The sequence below is a fragment of the Enterobacter sp. BNK-13 genome, assembly GCF_048685015.1.
GTDB classification, from domain to species: Bacteria; Pseudomonadota; Gammaproteobacteria; order Enterobacterales; family Enterobacteriaceae; genus Enterobacter; species Enterobacter quasiroggenkampii.
The window spans coordinates 3,925,039-3,944,992 of the sequence record NZ_JBLQTP010000001.1; the positions used below are offsets into that span (position 1 = coordinate 3,925,039).

The 19,954-nt window shown below is 52.3% G+C and carries 21 protein-coding genes, 2 tRNA genes and 4 rRNA genes; 7 read left to right on the top strand and 20 right to left on the bottom strand.

Annotated elements, in window-relative coordinates; all coding sequences use genetic code 11:
• Nucleotides 1-3 precede the first annotated feature (3 nt).
• Nucleotides 4-762, top strand: coding sequence for an amino acid ABC transporter ATP-binding protein (locus tag ACMGGQ_RS18910; protein WP_014171880.1), 759 nt, complete (start codon nt 4-6; stop codon nt 760-762).
• 106 nt (nt 763-868) lie between these two features.
• Here the strand turns inward: ACMGGQ_RS18910 and rrf (ACMGGQ_RS18915) are convergent.
• The 6 genes from rrf (ACMGGQ_RS18915) to ACMGGQ_RS18940 all read right to left on the bottom strand — a co-directional run bounded on the left by rrf (ACMGGQ_RS18915) (nt 869) and on the right by ACMGGQ_RS18940 (nt 6,097).
• Nucleotides 869-984 (bottom strand): 5S ribosomal RNA (gene rrf, locus ACMGGQ_RS18915).
• 43 nt (nt 985-1,027) lie between these two features.
• A tRNA-Thr gene (locus ACMGGQ_RS18920) sits at nt 1,028-1,103 on the bottom strand.
• A 14-nt stretch (nt 1,104-1,117) separates the two neighbouring features.
• Nucleotides 1,118-1,233, bottom strand: a 5S ribosomal RNA gene (gene rrf / locus ACMGGQ_RS18925).
• Nucleotides 1,234-1,307: 74 nt separating this feature from the next.
• A 23S ribosomal RNA gene (locus ACMGGQ_RS18930) occupies nt 1,308-4,211 on the bottom strand.
• A 183-nt stretch (nt 4,212-4,394) separates the two neighbouring features.
• Nucleotides 4,395-4,470, bottom strand: a tRNA-Glu gene (locus ACMGGQ_RS18935).
• Between the two features lie 85 nt (nt 4,471-4,555).
• Nucleotides 4,556-6,097 (bottom strand): 16S ribosomal RNA (locus ACMGGQ_RS18940).
• The 16S, 23S and 5S rRNA genes sit together here with 2 tRNA genes alongside, the layout of an rRNA operon.
• A 471-nt stretch (nt 6,098-6,568) precedes the next feature.
• Between ACMGGQ_RS18940 and ACMGGQ_RS18945 the strand changes: the two genes are divergently transcribed.
• The gene (locus tag ACMGGQ_RS18945) at nt 6,569-7,123 is read left to right on the top strand and encodes a gamma carbonic anhydrase family protein (RefSeq protein WP_048226939.1); all 555 of its coding nucleotides are present in this window, start codon (nt 6,569-6,571) and stop codon (nt 7,121-7,123) included.
• Here ACMGGQ_RS18945 and ACMGGQ_RS18950 read toward each other — a convergent pair.
• From ACMGGQ_RS18950 to dprA, 6 genes are read right to left on the bottom strand one after another with little or no spacing between them, the layout of a single operon-like run.
• Nucleotides 7,099-7,347 (bottom strand): DUF1488 domain-containing protein, encoded by a 249-nt coding sequence (locus ACMGGQ_RS18950; RefSeq protein WP_104949987.1) that lies wholly within the window; start codon nt 7,345-7,347, stop codon nt 7,099-7,101. The genes ACMGGQ_RS18945 and ACMGGQ_RS18950 overlap by 25 nt on opposite strands.
• Complete coding sequence (gene aroE / locus ACMGGQ_RS18955) at nt 7,344-8,162, bottom strand: shikimate dehydrogenase (RefSeq protein WP_023326206.1); 819 nt, start codon at nt 8,160-8,162, stop codon at nt 7,344-7,346. The genes ACMGGQ_RS18950 and aroE overlap by 4 nt, the downstream gene beginning before the upstream one ends.
• Before the next feature lie 4 nt (nt 8,163-8,166).
• Entirely contained in the window at nt 8,167-8,739 is a 573-nt protein-coding gene (gene tsaC / locus ACMGGQ_RS18960; protein ID WP_063622998.1) for an L-threonylcarbamoyladenylate synthase type 1 TsaC, read from the bottom strand.
• Nucleotides 8,732-9,286, bottom strand: coding sequence for a topoisomerase DNA-binding C4 zinc finger domain-containing protein (locus ACMGGQ_RS18965; protein WP_420290400.1), 555 nt, complete (start codon nt 9,284-9,286; stop codon nt 8,732-8,734). The genes tsaC and ACMGGQ_RS18965 overlap by 8 nt, the downstream gene beginning before the upstream one ends.
• A gap of 26 nt (nt 9,287-9,312) precedes the next feature.
• Nucleotides 9,313-9,786, bottom strand: coding sequence for a DUF494 family protein Smg (gene smg / locus ACMGGQ_RS18970; RefSeq protein ID WP_008503477.1), 474 nt, complete (start codon nt 9,784-9,786; stop codon nt 9,313-9,315).
• Entirely contained in the window at nt 9,758-10,882 is a 1,125-nt protein-coding gene (gene dprA / locus ACMGGQ_RS18975) for a DNA-protecting protein DprA (RefSeq protein WP_420290401.1), read from the bottom strand. The genes smg and dprA overlap by 29 nt, the downstream gene beginning before the upstream one ends.
• A 127-nt stretch (nt 10,883-11,009) precedes the next feature.
• On the opposite strand from dprA, the gene def reads away from it, so the two are divergent.
• The 5 genes from def to mscL all read left to right on the top strand — a co-directional run bounded on the left by def (nt 11,010) and on the right by mscL (nt 15,787).
• On the top strand, nt 11,010-11,519 hold the full coding sequence (gene def, locus ACMGGQ_RS18980) for a peptide deformylase (RefSeq protein WP_008503479.1): 510 nt from the start codon (nt 11,010-11,012) through the stop codon (nt 11,517-11,519).
• A gap of 25 nt (nt 11,520-11,544) precedes the next feature.
• The gene (gene fmt / locus ACMGGQ_RS18985; RefSeq protein ID WP_420290402.1) at nt 11,545-12,492 is read left to right on the top strand and encodes a methionyl-tRNA formyltransferase; all 948 of its coding nucleotides are present in this window, start codon (nt 11,545-11,547) and stop codon (nt 12,490-12,492) included.
• Between the two features lie 52 nt (nt 12,493-12,544).
• Nucleotides 12,545-13,831, top strand: coding sequence for a 16S rRNA (cytosine(967)-C(5))-methyltransferase RsmB (gene rsmB, locus ACMGGQ_RS18990; RefSeq protein ID WP_420290403.1), 1,287 nt, complete (start codon nt 12,545-12,547; stop codon nt 13,829-13,831).
• A 22-nt stretch (nt 13,832-13,853) separates the two neighbouring features.
• Nucleotides 13,854-15,230 carry a Trk system potassium transporter TrkA gene (trkA, locus tag ACMGGQ_RS18995; RefSeq protein WP_025759209.1) on the top strand — a complete coding sequence of 459 codons (1,377 nt, stop codon included), beginning with the start codon at nt 13,854-13,856 and terminating at the stop codon, nt 15,228-15,230.
• Between the two features lie 146 nt (nt 15,231-15,376).
• Nucleotides 15,377-15,787 carry a large-conductance mechanosensitive channel protein MscL gene (mscL, locus tag ACMGGQ_RS19000; RefSeq protein ID WP_025759210.1) on the top strand — a complete coding sequence of 137 codons (411 nt, stop codon included), beginning with the start codon at nt 15,377-15,379 and terminating at the stop codon, nt 15,785-15,787.
• Here the strand turns inward: mscL and ACMGGQ_RS19005 are convergent.
• From ACMGGQ_RS19005 to rpsM, 8 genes are all read right to left on the bottom strand, one after another.
• Entirely contained in the window at nt 15,761-16,003 is a 243-nt protein-coding gene (locus ACMGGQ_RS19005) for an alternative ribosome-rescue factor A (RefSeq protein WP_045909530.1), read from the bottom strand. The two genes, mscL and ACMGGQ_RS19005, sit on opposite strands and share 27 nt — an antisense overlap.
• 57 nt (nt 16,004-16,060) lie before the next feature.
• Nucleotides 16,061-16,486, bottom strand: a complete 426-nt coding sequence (gene zntR, locus ACMGGQ_RS19010; RefSeq protein ID WP_021242972.1) for a Zn(2+)-responsive transcriptional regulator — start codon at nt 16,484-16,486, stop codon at nt 16,061-16,063.
• Between the two features lie 2 nt (nt 16,487-16,488).
• Entirely contained in the window at nt 16,489-16,857 is a 369-nt protein-coding gene (locus tag ACMGGQ_RS19015; RefSeq protein ID WP_048030953.1) for a DUF1992 domain-containing protein, read from the bottom strand.
• A gap of 107 nt (nt 16,858-16,964) precedes the next feature.
• Nucleotides 16,965-17,348 carry a 50S ribosomal protein L17 gene (rplQ, locus tag ACMGGQ_RS19020; RefSeq protein WP_001216368.1) on the bottom strand — a complete coding sequence of 128 codons (384 nt, stop codon included), beginning with the start codon at nt 17,346-17,348 and terminating at the stop codon, nt 16,965-16,967.
• Between the two features lie 40 nt (nt 17,349-17,388).
• The gene (locus ACMGGQ_RS19025) at nt 17,389-18,378 is read right to left on the bottom strand and encodes a DNA-directed RNA polymerase subunit alpha (RefSeq protein ID WP_002919219.1); all 990 of its coding nucleotides are present in this window, start codon (nt 18,376-18,378) and stop codon (nt 17,389-17,391) included.
• 25 nt (nt 18,379-18,403) lie between these two features.
• A complete protein-coding gene (rpsD, locus tag ACMGGQ_RS19030) occupies nt 18,404-19,024 on the bottom strand; it encodes a 30S ribosomal protein S4 (protein WP_004868345.1) in 621 nt (206 codons plus the stop codon).
• Between the two features lie 33 nt (nt 19,025-19,057).
• Nucleotides 19,058-19,447 carry a 30S ribosomal protein S11 gene (gene rpsK / locus ACMGGQ_RS19035; protein ID WP_003863312.1) on the bottom strand — a complete coding sequence of 130 codons (390 nt, stop codon included), beginning with the start codon at nt 19,445-19,447 and terminating at the stop codon, nt 19,058-19,060.
• Between the two features lie 16 nt (nt 19,448-19,463).
• A complete protein-coding gene (rpsM, locus tag ACMGGQ_RS19040) occupies nt 19,464-19,820 on the bottom strand; it encodes a 30S ribosomal protein S13 (RefSeq protein ID WP_003863308.1) in 357 nt (118 codons plus the stop codon).
• Nucleotides 19,821-19,954: the final 134 nt, after the last annotated feature.

Sequence of the window (19,954 nt, forward strand, 5' to 3'; positions counted from 1 at the left end):
AATATGAGCCAAATAACTATGACACCCGCCGACGCGATGATTACGCTGGAAAACGTGAACAAATGGTACGGACAGTTTCATGTCCTGAAGGACATTAATCTCAAGGTCAAGCAGGGCGAACGCATTGTCCTGTGCGGCCCTTCCGGCTCCGGGAAATCCACAACCATTCGCTGCATAAACCATCTTGAAGAGCATCAGCAAGGACGCATCGTGGTTGATGGTATCGAGCTAAATGAAGATATCCGCAATATCGAACGCGTGCGTCAGGAAGTGGGAATGGTCTTTCAGCACTTTAATCTGTTTCCGCACCTGACCGTTCTCCAGAACTGTACGCTTGCACCGATTTGGGTACGGAAGATGCCGAAAAAGGAAGCCGAGGCGCTGGCAATGCACTACCTGGAGCGCGTACGTATCGCAGAGCATGCGAATAAGTTCCCTGGCCAGATATCGGGTGGCCAGCAGCAGCGTGTGGCTATCGCCCGTTCACTGTGTATGAAACCGAAAATTATGCTGTTTGATGAACCAACATCTGCCCTCGATCCTGAAATGGTGAAGGAGGTTCTGGACACCATGATTGGGCTGGCACAATCCGGCATGACCATGCTGTGTGTGACGCATGAGATGGGTTTTGCGCGAACTGTAGCCGACCGGGTGATCTTTATGGACCGTGGGGAGATTGTTGAGCAGGCGCCGCCGGATGAGTTCTTTGCGCATCCGAAGTCAGAACGTACGCGAGCATTCCTGTCGCAGGTGATTCATTAATCTGGTGTTTTTGCCCGGTGGCGCTGCGCTTACCGGGCCTACCGTTTTAACGAGAATCATAACGCAAAAAGGCCATCCTTTCGGATGGCCTCTTCACTTGTTTGATGTCTGGCAGTTCCCTACTCTCACATGGGGAGACCCCACACTACCATCGGCGCTACGGCGTTTCACTTCTGAGTTCGGCATGGGGTCAGGTGGGACCACCGCGCTAAAGCCGCCAGACAAATTCTTTTACTTCTTGCCGAACTTTAACCTAAGTATAAAGTGGTGCTGATACCCAGAGTCGAACTGGGGACCTCACCCTTACCAAGGGTGCGCTCTACCAACTGAGCCATATCAGCACGCTAAATTTGATGCCTGGCAGTTCCCTACTCTCACATGGGGAGACCCCACACTACCATCGGCGCTACGGCGTTTCACTTCTGAGTTCGGCATGGGGTCAGGTGGGACCACCGCGCTAAAGCCGCCAGGCAAATTCTGTTTAATCTGTATCAAGGCTGAATTTTGATTGTTCTGTCTCTTCGCCAAAACATCTTCGGCGTTGTAAGGTTAAGCCTCACGGTTCATTAGTATCGGTTAGCTCAACGCATCGCTGCGCTTACACACCCGACCTATCAACGTCGTCGTCTTCAACGTTCCTTCAGGAGACTTAAAGTCTCAGGGAGAACTCATCTCGGGGCAAGTTTCGTGCTTAGATGCTTTCAGCACTTATCTTTTCCGCATTTAGCTACCGGGCAGTGCCATTGGCATGACAACCCGAACACCAGTGATGCGTCCACTCCGGTCCTCTCGTACTAGGAGCAGCCCCCCTCAATTCTCCAGCGCCCACGGCAGATAGGGACCGAACTGTCTCACGACGTTCTAAACCCAGCTCGCGTACCACTTTAAATGGCGAACAGCCATACCCTTGGGACCTACTTCAGCCCCAGGATGTGATGAGCCGACATCGAGGTGCCAAACACCGCCGTCGATATGAACTCTTGGGCGGTATCAGCCTGTTATCCCCGGAGTACCTTTTATCCGTTGAGCGATGGCCCTTCCATTCAGAACCACCGGATCACTATGACCTGCTTTCGCACCTGCTCGAGCCGTCACTCTCGCAGTCAAGCTAGCTTATGCCATTGCACTAACCTCCTGATGTCCGACCAGGATTAGCTAACCTTCGTGCTCCTCCGTTACTCTTTGGGAGGAGACCGCCCCAGTCAAACTACCCACCAGACACTGTCCGCAACCCGGATTACGGGTCTACGTTAGAACACCAGCCATTAAAGGGTGGTATTTCAAGGACGGCTCCACGCAGACTGGCGTCCACGCTTCAAAGCCTCCCACCTATCCTACACATCAAGGACCAGTGTTCAGTGTCAAGCTATAGTAAAGGTTCACGGGGTCTTTCCGTCTTGCCGCGGGTACACTGCATCTTCACAGCGAGTTCAATTTCACTGAGTCTCGGGTGGAGACAGCCTGGCCATCATTACGCCATTCGTGCAGGTCGGAACTTACCCGACAAGGAATTTCGCTACCTTAGGACCGTTATAGTTACGGCCGCCGTTTACCGGGGCTTCGATCAAGAGCTTCGCGTTGCCGCTAACCCCATCAATTAACCTTCCGGCACCGGGCAGGCGTCACACCGTATACGTCCACTTTCGTGTTTGCACAGTGCTGTGTTTTTAATAAACAGTTGCAGCCAGCTGGTATCTTCGACTGATTTCAGCTCCACCCGCAGGGGCTTCACCTACATATCAGCGTGCCTTCTCCCGAAGTTACGGCACCATTTTGCCTAGTTCCTTCACCCGAGTTCTCTCAAGCGCCTTGGTATTCTCTACCTGACCACCTGTGTCGGTTTGGGGTACGATTTAATGTTACCTGATGCTTAGAGGCTTTTCCTGGAAGCAGGGCATTTGTTACTTCAGCACCGTAGTGCCTCGTCATCACACCTCAGCGTTAAAAGGTACCGGATTTACCTGGAACCTCCGCCTACATGCTTAAACCGGGACAACCGTCGCCCGGCTAACATAGCCTTCTCCGTCCCCCCTTCGCAGTAACACCAAGTACAGGAATATTAACCTGTTTCCCATCGACTACGCCTTTCGGCCTCGCCTTAGGGGTCGACTCACCCTGCCCCGATTAACGTTGGACAGGAACCCTTGGTCTTCCGGCGAGCGGGCTTTTCACCCGCTTTATCGTTACTTATGTCAGCATTCGCACTTCTGATACCTCCAGCATGCCTCACAGCACACCTTCAACGGCTTACAGAACGCTCCCCTACCCAACAACACATAGTGTCGCTGCCGCAGCTTCGGTGCATGGTTTAGCCCCGTTACATCTTCCGCGCAGGCCGACTCGACCAGTGAGCTATTACGCTTTCTTTAAATGATGGCTGCTTCTAAGCCAACATCCTGGCTGTCTGTGCCTTCCCACATCGTTTCCCACTTAACCATGACTTTGGGACCTTAGCTGGCGGTCTGGGTTGTTTCCCTCTTCACGACGGACGTTAGCACCCGCCGTGTGTCTCCCGTGATAACATTCTTCGGTATTCGTAGTTTGCATCGGGTTGGTAAGCCGGGATGGCCCCCTAGCCGAAACAGTGCTCTACCCCCGAAGATGAGTTCACGAGGCGCTACCTAAATAGCTTTCGGGGAGAACCAGCTATCTCCCGGTTTGATTGGCCTTTCACCCCCAGCCACAAGTCATCCGCTAATTTTTCAACATTAGTCGGTTCGGTCCTCCAGTTAGTGTTACCCAACCTTCAACCTGCCCATGGCTAGATCACCGGGTTTCGGGTCTATACCCTGCAACTTAACGCCCAGTTAAGACTCGGTTTCCCTTCGGCTCCCCTATACGGTTAACCTTGCTACAGAATATAAGTCGCTGACCCATTATACAAAAGGTACGCAGTCACACCACGAAGGTGCTCCCACTGCTTGTACGTACACGGTTTCAGGTTCTTTTTCACTCCCCTCGCCGGGGTTCTTTTCGCCTTTCCCTCACGGTACTGGTTCACTATCGGTCAGTCAGGAGTATTTAGCCTTGGAGGATGGTCCCCCCATATTCAGACAGGATACCACGTGTCCCGCCCTACTCTTCGAGTTCACAACCTGTGCATTTTCGTGTACGGGACTGTCACCCTGTACCGTGCGACTTTCCAGACGCTTCCACTAACACACAAGCTGATTCAGACTCTGGGCTGCTCCCCGTTCGCTCGCCGCTACTGGGGGAATCTCGGTTGATTTCTTTTCCTCGGGGTACTTAGATGTTTCAGTTCCCCCGGTTCGCCTCGTTAACCTATGTATTCAGTTAACGATAGTGTGACGAATCACACTGGGTTTCCCCATTCGGACATCGCCGGGTCAAAGGTTCATATCACCTCGCCGGCGCTTTTCGCAGATTAGCACGTCCTTCATCGCCTCTGACTGCCAGGGCATCCACCGTGTACGCTTAGTCGCTTAACCTCACAACCCGAAGATGTTTCACTTCTGATTGCGAAAATTTGAGAGACTCGAACACACCATTAAAGATGTGTCGTTTCAATTTTCAGCTTGATCCAGATTTTTAAAGAGCAAATATCTCAAACGTGACTCGTAAGTCAGTTTTGAGATATGACGGCAGGTGACTTTCACTCACGAACCAGCAAGTGGCGTCCCCTAGGGGATTCGAACCCCTGTTACCGCCGTGAAAGGGCGGTGTCCTGGGCCTCTAGACGAAGGGGACACTGAAGTCTCAATCGCAAGACGCCTTGCTATTTACTTTTCATCAGACAATCTGTGTGAGCACTGCAAAGGCAGGTTCTTTAAGGTAAGGAGGTGATCCAACCGCAGGTTCCCCTACGGTTACCTTGTTACGACTTCACCCCAGTCATGAATCACAAAGTGGTAAGCGCCCTCCCGAAGGTTAAGCTACCTACTTCTTTTGCAACCCACTCCCATGGTGTGACGGGCGGTGTGTACAAGGCCCGGGAACGTATTCACCGTAGCATTCTGATCTACGATTACTAGCGATTCCGACTTCATGGAGTCGAGTTGCAGACTCCAATCCGGACTACGACGCACTTTATGAGGTCCGCTTGCTCTCGCGAGGTCGCTTCTCTTTGTATGCGCCATTGTAGCACGTGTGTAGCCCTACTCGTAAGGGCCATGATGACTTGACGTCATCCCCACCTTCCTCCAGTTTATCACTGGCAGTCTCCTTTGAGTTCCCGGCCTAACCGCTGGCAACAAAGGATAAGGGTTGCGCTCGTTGCGGGACTTAACCCAACATTTCACAACACGAGCTGACGACAGCCATGCAGCACCTGTCTCAGAGTTCCCGAAGGCACCAATCCATCTCTGGAAAGTTCTCTGGATGTCAAGAGTAGGTAAGGTTCTTCGCGTTGCATCGAATTAAACCACATGCTCCACCGCTTGTGCGGGCCCCCGTCAATTCATTTGAGTTTTAACCTTGCGGCCGTACTCCCCAGGCGGTCGACTTAACGCGTTAGCTCCGGAAGCCACGCCTCAAGGGCACAACCTCCAAGTCGACATCGTTTACGGCGTGGACTACCAGGGTATCTAATCCTGTTTGCTCCCCACGCTTTCGCACCTGAGCGTCAGTCTTTGTCCAGGGGGCCGCCTTCGCCACCGGTATTCCTCCAGATCTCTACGCATTTCACCGCTACACCTGGAATTCTACCCCCCTCTACAAGACTCTAGCCTGCCAGTTTCGAATGCAGTTCCCAGGTTGAGCCCGGGGATTTCACATCCGACTTGACAGACCGCCTGCGTGCGCTTTACGCCCAGTAATTCCGATTAACGCTTGCACCCTCCGTATTACCGCGGCTGCTGGCACGGAGTTAGCCGGTGCTTCTTCTGCGGGTAACGTCAATTGCTGAGGTTATTAACCTCAGCACCTTCCTCCCCGCTGAAAGTACTTTACAACCCGAAGGCCTTCTTCATACACGCGGCATGGCTGCATCAGGCTTGCGCCCATTGTGCAATATTCCCCACTGCTGCCTCCCGTAGGAGTCTGGACCGTGTCTCAGTTCCAGTGTGGCTGGTCATCCTCTCAGACCAGCTAGGGATCGTCGCCTAGGTGAGCCGTTACCCCACCTACTAGCTAATCCCATCTGGGCACATCTGATGGCAAGAGGCCCGAAGGTCCCCCTCTTTGGTCTTGCGACATTATGCGGTATTAGCTACCGTTTCCAGTAGTTATCCCCCTCCATCAGGCAGTTTCCCAGACATTACTCACCCGTCCGCCGCTCGCCGGCAAAGTAGCAAGCTACTTTCCGCTGCCGCTCGACTTGCATGTGTTAGGCCTGCCGCCAGCGTTCAATCTGAGCCATGATCAAACTCTTCAATTTAAGTTTGATGCTCGTGAATTAAACTTCGTAATGAATTACGCATGTTCACTCAGAGACTTGGTATTCATTTATTGTCCGAAGACATTAAGAATCCATGTCACTTTGAGTGCCCACACAGATTGTCTGATAAATTGTTAAAGAGCAGTGCAACGCGGCTTTCGCTCACCGTTGCGAGGTGGCGTATATTACGCTTTCCTCTTTCAGAGTCAACCCGTTATTTCAGGATTTTTTCTCTTCAACCGACCGCGTTGTCTGTGAAGTGATTCACATCCGCCGTGTCGATGGAGGCGCATTATAGGGATCCCAATTTTTAGCACAAGTATTTTTTAGATCTTTTTTTCCGACTGCTGATTTTCCGCGCTTTTCGCTGAAATCCCGCCCGATCTGCTTAAATATTGACGTATTTTGCCTTGCCTCGATCCATTAATACGATCAAAGTCTTCTGTATAGCGCTCATTCTTAGAGGTAGATATGTCTGCAGTATTGCGTCCTTATAAAGATCTGTTCCCCCAAAAAGGCGATCGCGTGATGATCGATGCCAGCAGCGTGGTCGTTGGTGATGTGCGAATGGCCGAAGATGTCAGCATCTGGCCGCTCGTCGCCATCAGGGGAGATGTTAACTATGTGTCGATTGGTGCACGTACCAACATTCAGGACGGTAGCGTTCTGCATGTCACGCACAAATCCTCCTATAACCCCGAGGGTCATCCCCTCATCATTGGAGAGGATGTTACCGTCGGCCATAAAGTGATGCTCCACGGCTGCACGATCGGAAATCGCGTCCTTGTTGGCATGGGGTCGATTTTGCTGGATGGCGTCATAGTAGAAGATGACGTAATGATTGGTGCCGGTAGCCTGGTCCCGCAGAACAAACGGCTGGAGAGCGGTTATCTCTATCTGGGAAGTCCGGTAAAACAGATCCGCCCCCTTAAGGAGGCAGAGATCGAAGGATTAAAATACTCGGCGAACAACTACGTAAAATGGAAGAATGACTATCTGGATCAGGATAACCAAACCCAGCCCTGATCGTCTTCCTGCTGTTCGCGGATTAAATCGCTGGCTTCCTCTTCCAGATCCCAGCGATTTTCGCAAAATACCGCTAGCGGGTCTGTGCCGCCAAAACGATGCAACAGCGTTTCTCCATAGATGGCACAGGTAAGTTGCATGCCCTGCACCAGCACCGGAAAACAGACCGCTTGTTTATGCTCATCCCAGCTCTCTCTGTCCGGGAAATGAATAGCCTGATTCACGCCGAAAGCTCCTGCTTTAGCTTTTCAATGACCGGCTCGACCGCAGGCAACACTCCGTGCCAGAGCAGCACCGCATGCGCAGCCTGCCCCACCAGCATTCCCAGCCCATCGGCTAACTGTTTCGCGCCGTGTTGTTCACACCAGTTCAGGAAAGGCGTCTTCCCTTTCTGATAGAACATGTCATAGAAGTACATATGCGCACTGACCAGCGAAGCGGGGATCGCCGGGATCTCACCGTTGATGCCGCTGGATGTGGCATTAATGACAAGATCGAACTCACGTTCGACAAGATCGTCAAGCGCTACCGCGCTCACGCTGCCGGTATGCGCAAACAACGCCGCCAGCGCTTCTGCCCGGGAAAAGGTTCTGTTCGTGATGGTCACCGAACAGTCCAGTGAAAGCAGAGGCAACAGAACGCCCCGCGATGCGCCACCCGCGCCAATCAGCAGGATCCGGAAACCGGGCTTGATAAAGGAGAGTCTTTCCAGATCGCTGAGTAAACCAATCCCGTCGGTGTTGTCCCCCAGAAGGCGTCCATCCTCAAGCCGTTTTAGGGTATTGACTGCACCAGCAAGTGAAGCGCGTTCGGTCAGCTCATCCGCACGTTCGAAGGCTTCTTCTTTAAACGGGACCGTCACATTCGCGCCTTTGCCCCCCGCGGCGAAAAAGGCCTCCAGCGTTGGGATAAAGGCATCTACTGGCGCCAGTACGCGACCATAGGGGTGATCTATCTGCAGCTGCTCCGCGAACTGCTGATGGATCAACGGTGACTTGCTGTGTGCAATGGGATTACCAAAAACAGCATAGGTTTCCATGAGATTACCCCTGGCGAAAACGTTCGCCGGTCAAAGCGTCGCGAATTTCAGATGGATTCAGGCGCCCTCCCGTTTCACCGACAGCGACAGGGAAGTCATTCCCGAACTGCGCCAGCACTTCTTCGGTTGTCCGACATGGCGGCTGCCCGGTCAGGTTGGCGCTGGTTGAGACCAGTGGTTTACCAAATGCCAGGCACAGCTCCACCACCAGCGGATGGTCAGTGACGCGAACAGCAAGGGAATCAAAGCGTCCGGTTAACCAGCGCGGGGTTGTCGGCTGCGCCGGGAAAACAAAGGTGACCGGTCCAGGCCACGCGGAGAAGATTGTCTCGCGCTGTGCTGGCGTTAGCATAGAGTCATCAATATAGGGCTTAAGCTGCTCGTAATTCGCAGCGATCAAAATCAGTCCTTTCTCGACGGGTCTTTGTTTCAGGGTAAGCAGACGGCTCACAGCCGTCTCGCTGTCAGGATCGCAACCGACCCCAAAAACAGCTTCAGTTGGATAGGCGATGACTTCTTCATTTTTCAGTACGTCCACTGCATATGCAATGGAGCCTGATGGCAGGTTATTATTCACTATATTGATCCGCCGTTACCGGCTTTCCACATTGTTTACTGGCGCAGAAGCGTTTCATGCCTTGCGCGGTTTTCTTCTCTATCAGTAGCGGATAATTGCAATGAGCGCAGATTCCCGCTACCGGCTTAAAATTGATAACGAACTGGCAGTCAGGGTAGCGATCGCACGAATGGAAGGTCTTACCATAACGGGAACGGCGCTGTACCAGCTGACCGCGCTGACACTGAGGGCAGGCAATTGCCGTTTCATCAGGCTTATCAATTTGTTCCGTATGCTCACATTCCGGGTAGCGGCTACATCCAATAAACATGCCGAAACGCCCCTGGCGTAGCGCGAGTTCGCCACCGCAGAGAGGGCACAGCTGACCATCCAGAATTTTAACGATATGTCCATCCGCCTGGCTTTTCAGAGGACGAACATAATCACATTCCGGATAGTGAGAACAACCGAGAAACGGGCCGTGTTTCCCGGACCGAATAACAAGTTCAGCCCCGCACTGCGGGCAGGGCTCGTTTTTGTGCACCGTGAACAGTGCTGATTTGGCCATAACAACTCTTGGTGCTGCACATTGAATTAGTGCAGCATACCTTCATTCACTTCAAAGAGTAATTCTTCCATTTGCTGATAGGCATTTTCACAGCCCGGGATATTAAACAGAACCATCAGGATCACCCACTTGAGATCTTCCAGTTCAAATTCTGCCGTATCCAGCGCCATGACGCGCTCTATCACCATTTCTCTCGTTTCGAGGTTTAGCACCTGAATCTGCTCAAGGAATAAAATGAATCCCCGGCAGCTGGCGTCCAGCCGTTCACACTCTTCAGCGGTATAAATGCGTACAGACAATGGGTCAGAAGCAAGCTGCATCGGTTCGGCAAGGCCTTCCTGATAATCAGCCAGTTTTTCCAGCCACATCAACGCATTGTAGATATCTTCCCGCTCAAATCCCGCATCGGTAAGATCCTGTGTCAACTTGTCCTGATCCACTCGCATTTCTGCTTCGTTATGGATGTAAGTCTCAAACAAATACATCAGTACGTCGAACATGGCATGCCCTCCTTAATCGGACATAGCCGCCGGGTACAGCTGCGATCCACCCTGCTAACTCCAGTTCGAGTAGCTGTGCTACCGTTACTGGCACAGGTTGGCCGGCACGTTCAGCGACAACGTCAACAGGTGTTACCTCATCTCCTACGTTAGCCAGGAGCTTGGGAAATGGCAATGCCACCTTTCCCTGATCTGATGAATATTGTCGCTTTTCGGGATCTTCCTGCAGCCATTGCAGCCCATATTGCAAATTTTCAAGAATGTCCCCGACTTCCGTTACCGGTGTTGCCCCCTGCTTAATCAGCCAGTGCGGTCCCCCGCATCCGGGATTACCTATCGGGCCTGGCAAGGCGAAGACTTCTCGCCCCTGTTCGAGCGCGCACCGTGCCGTGACCAGCGAACCGCTTCGCCGCGCGGCTTCAACCACCAGCACGCCTTTGCTAAGGCCGCTGATGATGCGATTACGACGCGGAAAATTTGCCGGTCGGGGCTGCGCGGAAAGCGGAAACTCAGACACTATCGCGCCGTCAGACTCAATAAGCCGCATCGCCAATGCCTGATGCCGGCGTGGGTAAATGCTAAAAAGACCGTTCCCCAGCACCGCGACACTTCGTCCTTTTACTGACAGCGCCGCGCTGTGGGCAACGCCGTCAATACCACAGGCCAGCCCGCTGGTAATCGTGAAACCACTATGTGAAAGTTGTTCGCACAGGATTTTCCCCCATCGCTCGCCGTACCATGACGGCGCACGACTCCCTACCACCGCCAACTGAACGGTATTAAGCGTCTCAGGGTTGCCTTTTATGAATAAAGCCCCGGGATAGTCAGGGATCGTGCGGAGCAAAGGGGGATAAAGGGAATGATTGGCCGTTAATAAATGATGTCCCGGCTGCTCAAGCCATATCAGGCTACGTTCCAGCTCACTCTCATCGAACGCAACGAACCGTTCAGCCTGCTTTGCTGTCAGTCCAGCATTTCTTAAGACAAGCGTATCGATGCCTTCCTGCCTCTGCAATCGTGCAGCCGCTTCCACCATGACATCACCACACAGAGAACCTGTGTGCATGAGCCGTAGCCAAATCTCGGTAGACGTCATCCTTTCCCCTGCCATAAGCGCTCTCCGCAATCATTGCGATTGGTCACTGATGCTGTCAATCGATGGGGGATTTGTCTAGAATAGAGGGAGTATTCTTATCAACTCCTGAACACGACTCTGGAAATTTATGGCAGTTTTGCAAGTGTTACATATTCCGGACGAGCGCCTTCGCATCGTCGCTGAACCGGTCAAAGAAGTGAATGCAGAAATCCAGCGTATCGTTGATGATATGTTCGATACCATGTACGCCGAAGAAGGCATTGGCCTGGCGGCGACGCAGGTGGACATTCACAAGCGTATTATCGTGATTGATGTTTCGGAAAATCGCGATGGCCGCCTGGTGCTGATCAACCCTGAGCTGCTCGAAAAGAGTGGCGAAACCGGTATTGAGGAAGGCTGTCTGTCTATTCCTGAACAGCGTGCGTTAGTGCCTCGTGCCGAAAAAGTGAAAATTCGCGCCCTGGATCGTGACGGTAATCCGTTCGAACTGGAGGCAGACGACCTGCTGGCAATTTGTATTCAGCATGAGATGGATCACCTGGTCGGTAAACTGTTTATCGATTATCTCTCGCCGCTGAAACAGCAGCGTATTCGTCAGAAAGTAGAGAAACTGGATCGTTTGCGTTCTCGCGCATAACGTCCCCCCGGATACAAGGATCATCGTGTCTAAAACACTACGTATTATCTTCGCGGGAACCCCTGATTTTGCAGCGCGTCATCTTGACGCGCTGTTATCGTCTGGTCACCAGGTTGTTGGCGTCTTTACCCAGCCGGACCGTCCTGCTGGTCGCGGCAAAAAACTGATGCCGAGCCCGGTCAAAGTGCTGGCAGAAGAGCATGGGCTTCCCGTTTTTCAGCCCGCATCGCTGCGCCCGCAGGAAAATCAGCAGCTGGTTGCTGATCTGAATGCCGACGTAATGGTGGTGGTGGCTTACGGTTTAATTCTGCCAAAAGCCGTGCTTGATATGCCGCGCCTGGGTTGTATCAACGTGCATGGGTCTCTGCTCCCCCGCTGGCGTGGCGCAGCACCTATCCAGCGCGCGCTGTGGGCGGGTGATGCCGAAACGGGCGTGACCATCATGAAGATGGACGTAGGTTTAGACACCGGCGACATGCTGTATAAACTGGCCTGCCCCATTACGCCAGACGATACCAGCGCCACGCTGTATGACAAACTGGCAGACCTTGGCCCACAAGGTCTTATCGAGACGCTTCAGCAGCTTGCTGACAATACGGCAAAACCGGAAGTTCAGGATGACGCGCTGGTAACCTACGCCGAAAAGCTGGGCAAAGAAGAAGCGCGGATCGACTGGTTCCTGTCAGCCGCTCAACTTGAACGCTGCATTCGCGCTTTTAATCCTTGGCCGATGAGCTGGCTGGAGATTGATGAGCAGCCAGTAAAAGTCTGGAAGGCCTCCGTCATTAGCGGTGCGACGACGGCGGAACCCGGTACGATTATTGATGCCAGCAAGAACGGCATCCAGGTGGCGACTGCGCAAGGGATTTTGAATCTTGAATCGCTCCAACCGGCCGGTAAGAAAGCCATGAGCGCTCAGGATCTGTTAAATTCCCGTCGTGAATGGTTTATCCCGGGCAATCGCCTTGCCTGAGCAAATTTATTCTTAAGGCCCGGTGTTTCCGGGCATTTTTATTTTTACGGTTATGAAAAAACAAAATCTACGCAGTATGGCGGCCCAGGCCGTCGAGCAGGTTATCGAGCAGGGCCAGTCATTGAGTAACGTCCTGCCTCCCCTGCAGCAAAAAGTTTCTGATAAAGATAAAGCCCTGCTTCAGGAGCTCTGCTTTGGCGTTCTGCGCACACTCTCTCAGCTTGAGTGGCTGATTAATAAGCTGATGTCCCGCCCAATGACGGGCAAGCAGCGCACCGTACATTATTTGATTATGGTGGGTTTTTATCAGCTTCTTCATACCCGCATCCCACCTCACGCCGCGCTGGCAGAGACGGTGGAAGGTGCCGTTTCGATTAAACGTCCTCAGCTGAAAGGACTGATCAACGGCGTATTGCGCCAGTTCCAGCGACAGCAGGATGAGCTTCTGGCTGAATTTGCCCAAAACGAAGCGCGCTTCCTGCATCCGGACTGGCTGTTGAAGCGCCTGAAAAAAGGTTATCCGCAGCAGTGGCAGGACATTGCCGATGCCAACAACCAGCGTCCGCCAATGTGGTTACGCGTGAATCGTAATCACCACACCCGTGACGCATGGCTGGCATTACTCGAAGAAGCTGGAATGAGCGGTTTCACCCATGACGCATACCCTGATGCCGTGCGCTTAGCATCGCCTGCACCGGTACATGCATTACCCGGCTTTGAAGAGGGTTGGGTAACGGTACAGGATGCTTCTGCTCAGGGTTGCATGACCTGGCTTGAACCCCAAAACGGTGAGCAGATCCTCGATCTCTGCGCCGCACCAGGGGGCAAAACGACGCATATTCTTGAAGTGGCTCCGCAGGCCAGCGTGATGGCGGTGGACGTTGATGAGCAGCGTCTTTCACGCGTCTATGACAACCTCAAGCGCCTGGGCATGAAGGCGCAGGTTAAGCAAGGCGATGGACGCAAACCCGCAGAATGGTGTGGTGAAACACAATTCGATCGCATTTTGCTGGATGCCCCCTGCTCTGCAACCGGCGTGATTCGTCGTCATCCGGATATCAAGTGGCTGCGTCGCGATCGTGATATTAACGAACTTGCCCAGCTGCAATCCGACATCCTCGACGCCATCTGGCCGCATCTCAAGCCCGGCGGCACGCTGGTGTATGCAACCTGCTCGGTACTTCCTGAAGAAAACAGTCAGCAAATCGGGGCCTTCCTTAAACGTACCCCGGACGCGGCGCTGCGCGATACGGGAACGCCTGAACGCCCGGGTCAGCAGAATCTGCCGGGTGCAGAAGAGGGTGATGGCTTCTTTTACGCTAAGCTAATCAAAGAGTGATGTTGAGAACAGGTCACGAGATATGAAGATTATCATTCTGGGCGCAGGACAGGTTGGCGGAACGCTGGCGGAAAACCTGGTTGGCGAAAACAACGACATCACCATCGTGGATACCAACGGCGATCGCCTGCGTGTTTTGCAGGACAAATTTGACCTGCGCGTTGTGCAGGGCCATGGTTCACACCCGCGCGTTCTTCGTGAGGCGGGCGCTGACGATGCCGATATGCTGGTTGCGGTGACCAGTTCTGACGAAACCAATATGGTGGCCTGTCAGGTGGCCTACTCGCTTTTCAACACGCCAAACCGAATCGCGCGCATCCGCTCTCCGGACTATGTCCGCGATGCTGAGAAGCTGTTTAACTCAGAAGCGGTCCCTATTGATCATCTCATCGCCCCAGAACAGCTGGTTATCGATAATATCTACCGTCTGATCGAATATCCGGGCGCCCTGCAGGTAGTGAACTTTGCCGAAGGTAAAGTGAGCCTGGCCGTCGTTAAAGCCTATTACGGCGGGCCATTGATCGGCAATGCGCTTTCCACCATGCGCGAGCACATGCCGCATATCGATACGCGCGTCGCAGCCATCTTCCGTCACGACAGGCCAATCCGCCCGCAGGGCTCCACGATTGTCGAAGCCGGTGATGAAGTCTTCTTTATTGCAGCTTCACAGCATATTCGTGCGGTGATGAGTGAACTTCAGCGTCTCGAAAAACCCTATAAACGCATTATGCTGGTCGGCGGCGGCAATATCGGTGCAGGCCTGGCACACCGGCTGGAAAAAGATTACAGCGTGAAGTTGATCGAGCGCGATCAGCAGCGTGCTGCTGAACTGGCGGAAAAACTGCAAAATACGATCGTATTTTATGGCGATGCGTCCGATCAGGAATTACTGGCTGAAGAGCATATTGATCAAGTTGATCTCTTTATTGCCGTCACCAACGACGATGAAGCAAATATAATGTCCGCCATGCTCGCCAAACGCATGGGGGCCAAAAAGGTCATGGTGCTTATCCAGCGTCGGGCATACGTTGATCTGGTGCAGGGCAGCGTCATTGATATTGCCATTTCACCTCAGCAGGCGACCATTTCCGCGCTCCTGAGCCATGTGCGCAAAGCGGATATTGTCGGGGTGTCATCGCTCCGCCGCGGTGTCGCGGAAGCCATTGAAGCCGTGGCGCACGGAGATGAAACCACGTCACGCGTCGTGGGCCGTTCGATAGACGAAATTAAGCTGCCACCGGGAACGATTATCGGTGCCGTCGTGCGCGGAAATGATGTCATGATTGCCAATGATAATTTACGTATTGAGCAAGGCGATCACGTTATTATGTTCCTTACCGACAAAAAGTTTATTACCGACGTCGAACGTTTATTCCAGCCAAGCCCATTCTTCCTTTAATGTGTCGGGTGCCTGAAAAAGTGCACCCGACCTTTATCCTTTTCATTTCTGTGCCTTTTATTTTTCATAACGTTTAATTATCCCGAATGGCAATTAGCTAATCATTTGTTAAACTTATAGTCGTCAGCTGGCACAAGGAGAACAAAATGAGTTTTATTAAAGAATTTCGCGAATTTGCGATGCGCGGAAACGTGGTGGATTTGGCAGTGGGTGTCATTATTGGTGCGGCATTCGGCAAGATTGTTTCATCATTAGTGGCCGACATTATCATGCCACCTTTAGGGTTGCTGATCGGGGGCATTGATTTCAAACAATTCGCTTTCACGCTGCGTGAAGCACAAGGTGATGTTCCGGCAGTCGTGATGCACTACGGCGTATTTATTCAGAACGTATTTGATTTCGTGATTGTGGCGTTTGCCATTTTTATGGCTATCAAGCTGATCAACAAGCTGAACCGTAAAAAAGAAGAGCCGGCAGCGGCGCCTGCACCAACAAAAGAAGAAGTGCTGCTGAGTGAGATTCGCGATCTGTTAAAAGAGCAGAACAACCGCGTTTAATCGAAAGCTTAAAGCAGGAAGGCCAGTGGTAAATAAGCGATTCGCTTGTTTGCCACTGGCCTCCCAGTTACCCCGTTTTGCATGCTTGTCTTTACGCAGATAACTTCCTTTCCCTTTTTTATTCTTCTCAACACGCTGTCTGAATAGCGGGTCGTGAAGTAGTGCCTCAATGGCATTGTCTTTTATCTGTCCTTTCGTGTGCTGATAGCGGCTCATAAATTCTCCTGAGCATGATTTATGACGACGGGAGTCTAGATCCGGATGGACTAAAAATCAACAGTCCTCGGTTTCACCACTGGCCCCCTGTTCAAGGGCTTCCAGTATGGAACAATAAATACTGCTGTGAGCCGTACCGCAGCAGGCATCATTCAACCTTTGCAAAGAACGCTGCATGGTCTGCAGTTCCTGAATGCGCGCTTCCACTTCATCCAGCCGGGCCTGCACAATACTTTTAGACTCCTGGCAGGTGTGATGTGCCGGATCGATGCGGATCGATAATAACTCGCGGATCGAGTCTAATGTGAAACCGAGCTGGCGCGCATAACGAATAAACCGCAGGCGCTGCAGATCGTTATCGGTATAAAGTCGAAAGCCACCTTCAGTACGGACTTCATGGTCGATCATCTGCTGCTTTTCGTAATATCGGATGGTATCCGGCGTGACGTTAGCGAGCTTCGCAAGTTCACCGATACGGTACATAACTACTCCTCGTTAATTTTCCGCAACAAGCTTTCACCGTATTCACCGTGCAGAAAGTCAGTGTTCATTCCTGCCTGGCGCAGCTTAAGTTCAAGCAGGGCCAGACGACGGCTCAGTTCAGAATGTCGCGGATCGTCCTGACGGATCCCTTTCAGCAGATCGGCCAGTTCAACAGCCTCTCTGCGCTGTTCAAGTTCCGGAGGGAGACAGCCTGCATTTTTCAGTAAACGGTAGCCCGCCCGTAGTTCAGGCGCAATGTGCGAGTCATCGTCAAGCACAAGGGGTTCGCCGCGTCCCGGAAGATCGTCGAATTCACCTTTTTTTTGGGCATCGCGAATATGGCGTTCTGCCCACTGGTCGAGCAACCACATTACCAGCTCCAGAGGATGAACAGAATTGATACAGGCATTGTAGAGAAGTGGGGATATCGCGGATATAAAAAAACCCGCCGGAGCGGGTTTTTTTACGTTACTGCAGATTACTCTGCAGCAGCTTCTGCTTTCTCTGAACGATCAACCAGCTCGATGTAAGCCATCGGCGCGTTGTCGCCTGCACGGAAACCACACTTCAGAATGCGAGTGTAACCACCGGCACGGCTCGCGAAACGCGGGCCCAGTTCGTTAAACAGTTTTGCCACGATCTCGTTATCACGAGTACGGGCGAATGCCAGACGACGATTAGCAACGCTGTCAGTCTTGGCAAGAGTAATCAGCGGCTCAACTACGCGACGCAGCTCTTTCGCTTTAGGCAGGGTCGTCTTGATGATCTCATGACGAACCAGTGAACCTGCCATGTTGCGGAACATAGCCTGGCGATGGCTGCTGTTGCGGTTCAGTTGACGACCACTCTTACGATGGCGCATGACCTTATCCTTCTCAGTAAAACCTTAACCTGTGATCCGGTTACTCGTCAGCAATGCTTGCCGGTGGCCAGTTTTCCAGGCGCATGCCCAGAGACAGACCACGTGAAGCCAGCACGTCTTTAATCTCAGTAAGAGATTTTTTACCCAGGTTCGGCGTTTTCAGCAACTCAACCTCGGTACGCTGTACCAGATCACCGATATAGTGGATAGCTTCTGCCTTGAGGCAGTTAGCAGAGCGGACAGTCAATTCGAGATCGTCAACAGGGCGCAGCAGGATCGGATCGAATTCTGGTTTCTCTTCTTTCACTTCCGGCTGACGTACATCACGTAAGTCAACGAAAGCTTCCAGTTGTTCTGCCAGGATGGTTGCCGCACGACGAATCGCCTCTTCAGGATCGATTGTGCCGTTGGTTTCCATTTCGATGACCAGCTTGTCCAGGTCGGTACGCTGTTCTACACGCGCTGCTTCAACATTGTAGGCAATACGCTCTACAGGGCTGTAGCATGCGTCGACCAGCAGACGGCCGATTGGGCGCTCATCTTCTTCCGAATGAATTCGGGCAGAAGCCGGCACATAACCACGACCGCGCTGAACTTTGATACGCATGCTAATTGCTGCGTTCTCATCGGTCAGGTGGCAGATCACGTGCTGCGGCTTGACGATTTCAACATCACCGTCGTGGGTGATGTCGGCTGCAGTCACAGGGCCAATGCCAGATTTATTCAGAGTAAGAATAACTTCATCTTTACCCTGAACTCTCACCGCCAGCCCTTTCAGGTTGAGCAGGATTTCAAGGATATCTTCCTGAACGCCTTCTTTGGTGCTGTACTCATGAAGTACACCATCAATCTCAACCTCGGTCACCGCGCAACCCGGCATCGATGAGAGCAGAATACGGCGCAGTGCGTTACCCAGAGTATGGCCAAAGCCACGCTCTAAAGGCTCAAGGGTCACCTTGGCGTGCGTCGAACTCACTTGCTCGATATCTACCAGGCGCGGTTTTAGAAACTCTGTCACAGAACCCTGCATTGTGTCCTCTCTTTGGTACTAAGCTTTACTTGGAGTAAAGCTCGACGATCAGGTGTTCGTTAATGTCCGCAGACAGATCAGAACGTTCTGGCTGACGCTTGAACGTACCTTCCATCTTGCCAGCATCAACTTCCAGCCAGGTTGGCTTTTCACGCTGCTCAGCCAGCTCCAGAGCGGCCTTCACGCGAGATTGCTTTTTCGCTTTCTCACGAATGCTAACAACGTCATTCGCTTTAACCTGATAAGAAGCGATGTTAACAACACGACCGTTTACCATGATTGCTTTGTGGCTAACCAGCTGACGTGATTCAGCACGAGTAGCGCCGAAGCCCATACGGTATACAACGTTGTCCAGACGACCTTCCAGCAGAGCCAGCAGGTTTTCACCTGTGTTGCCTTTCAGACGTGCTGCTTCTTTATAGTAGTTACGGAACTGACGCTCCAGCACACCGTACATACGGCGAACTTTTTGCTTTTCACGCAACTGCACACCATAGTCAGACAGACGCGGTTTACGCGCACCGTGCTGGCCAGGAGCTTGTTCAATTTTACACTTGGTATCGATCGCGCGAACGCCAGACTTAAGGAATAAGTCGGTGCCCTCACGACGGCTCAGCTTGAGCTTAGGACCCAAATATCTTGCCATTTTCTATCTCCAACTAACCTAAAAAACGGAGCGTTATACGCGACGTTTTTTCGGCGGACGACAACCGTTATGAGGGATCGGAGTCACATCAGTAATATTCGTGATGCGGAAACCAGCGGCGTTCAGAGCGCGAACAGTAGATTCACGACCCGGACCCGGACCTTTAACCATAACTTCCAGATTCTTGATGCCGTATTCTTTTACGGCTTCAGCGCAACGCTCTGCTGCAACCTGAGCTGCGAACGGAGTGGATTTGCGAGAACCACGGAAACCGGAACCACCGGCTGTTGCCCAACCCAATGCGTTACCCTGACGATCAGTAATAGTAACGATGGTGTTGTTGAAAGAAGCATGGATATGAGCCACGCCGTCAGAGACTTGTTTTCTTACACGTTTACGTGCACGAACTGGTGCCTTTGCCATTATTCAATCACCCCGATTATTTCTTGATCGGTTTGCGCGGACCCTTACGGGTACGTGCGTTGGTCTTAGTACGCTGACCGCGCACTGGCAGACCACGACGATGACGCAAACCGCGATAGCAACCAAGATCCATCAGGCGCTTGATGCTCATGCTGATTTCACGGCGCAGATCACCTTCAACGACAAATTTGGCAACTTCGTCACGCAGCGTGTCGATTTGTTCTTCAGACAGCTCACTGATCTTAACATCTTCAGCGATACCCGCTGCAGCCAGAATGGCTTTAGAACGGGTCTTGCCGACGCCGTAGATCGAAGTTAATGCGATCACAGCATGTTTCTGATCAGGAATGTTAATGCCTGCTATACGGGCCACTATGCACTCCTACTATTTAATATGTACGCACCATGCTGAAAAGCCCGTTTTCAGGATACTCAAATGGAAACGTACAGACATACAAAAGATTGGCTGGCTAATCTAGCCAGCTCAACCCAACTTTGCAAGAAAAA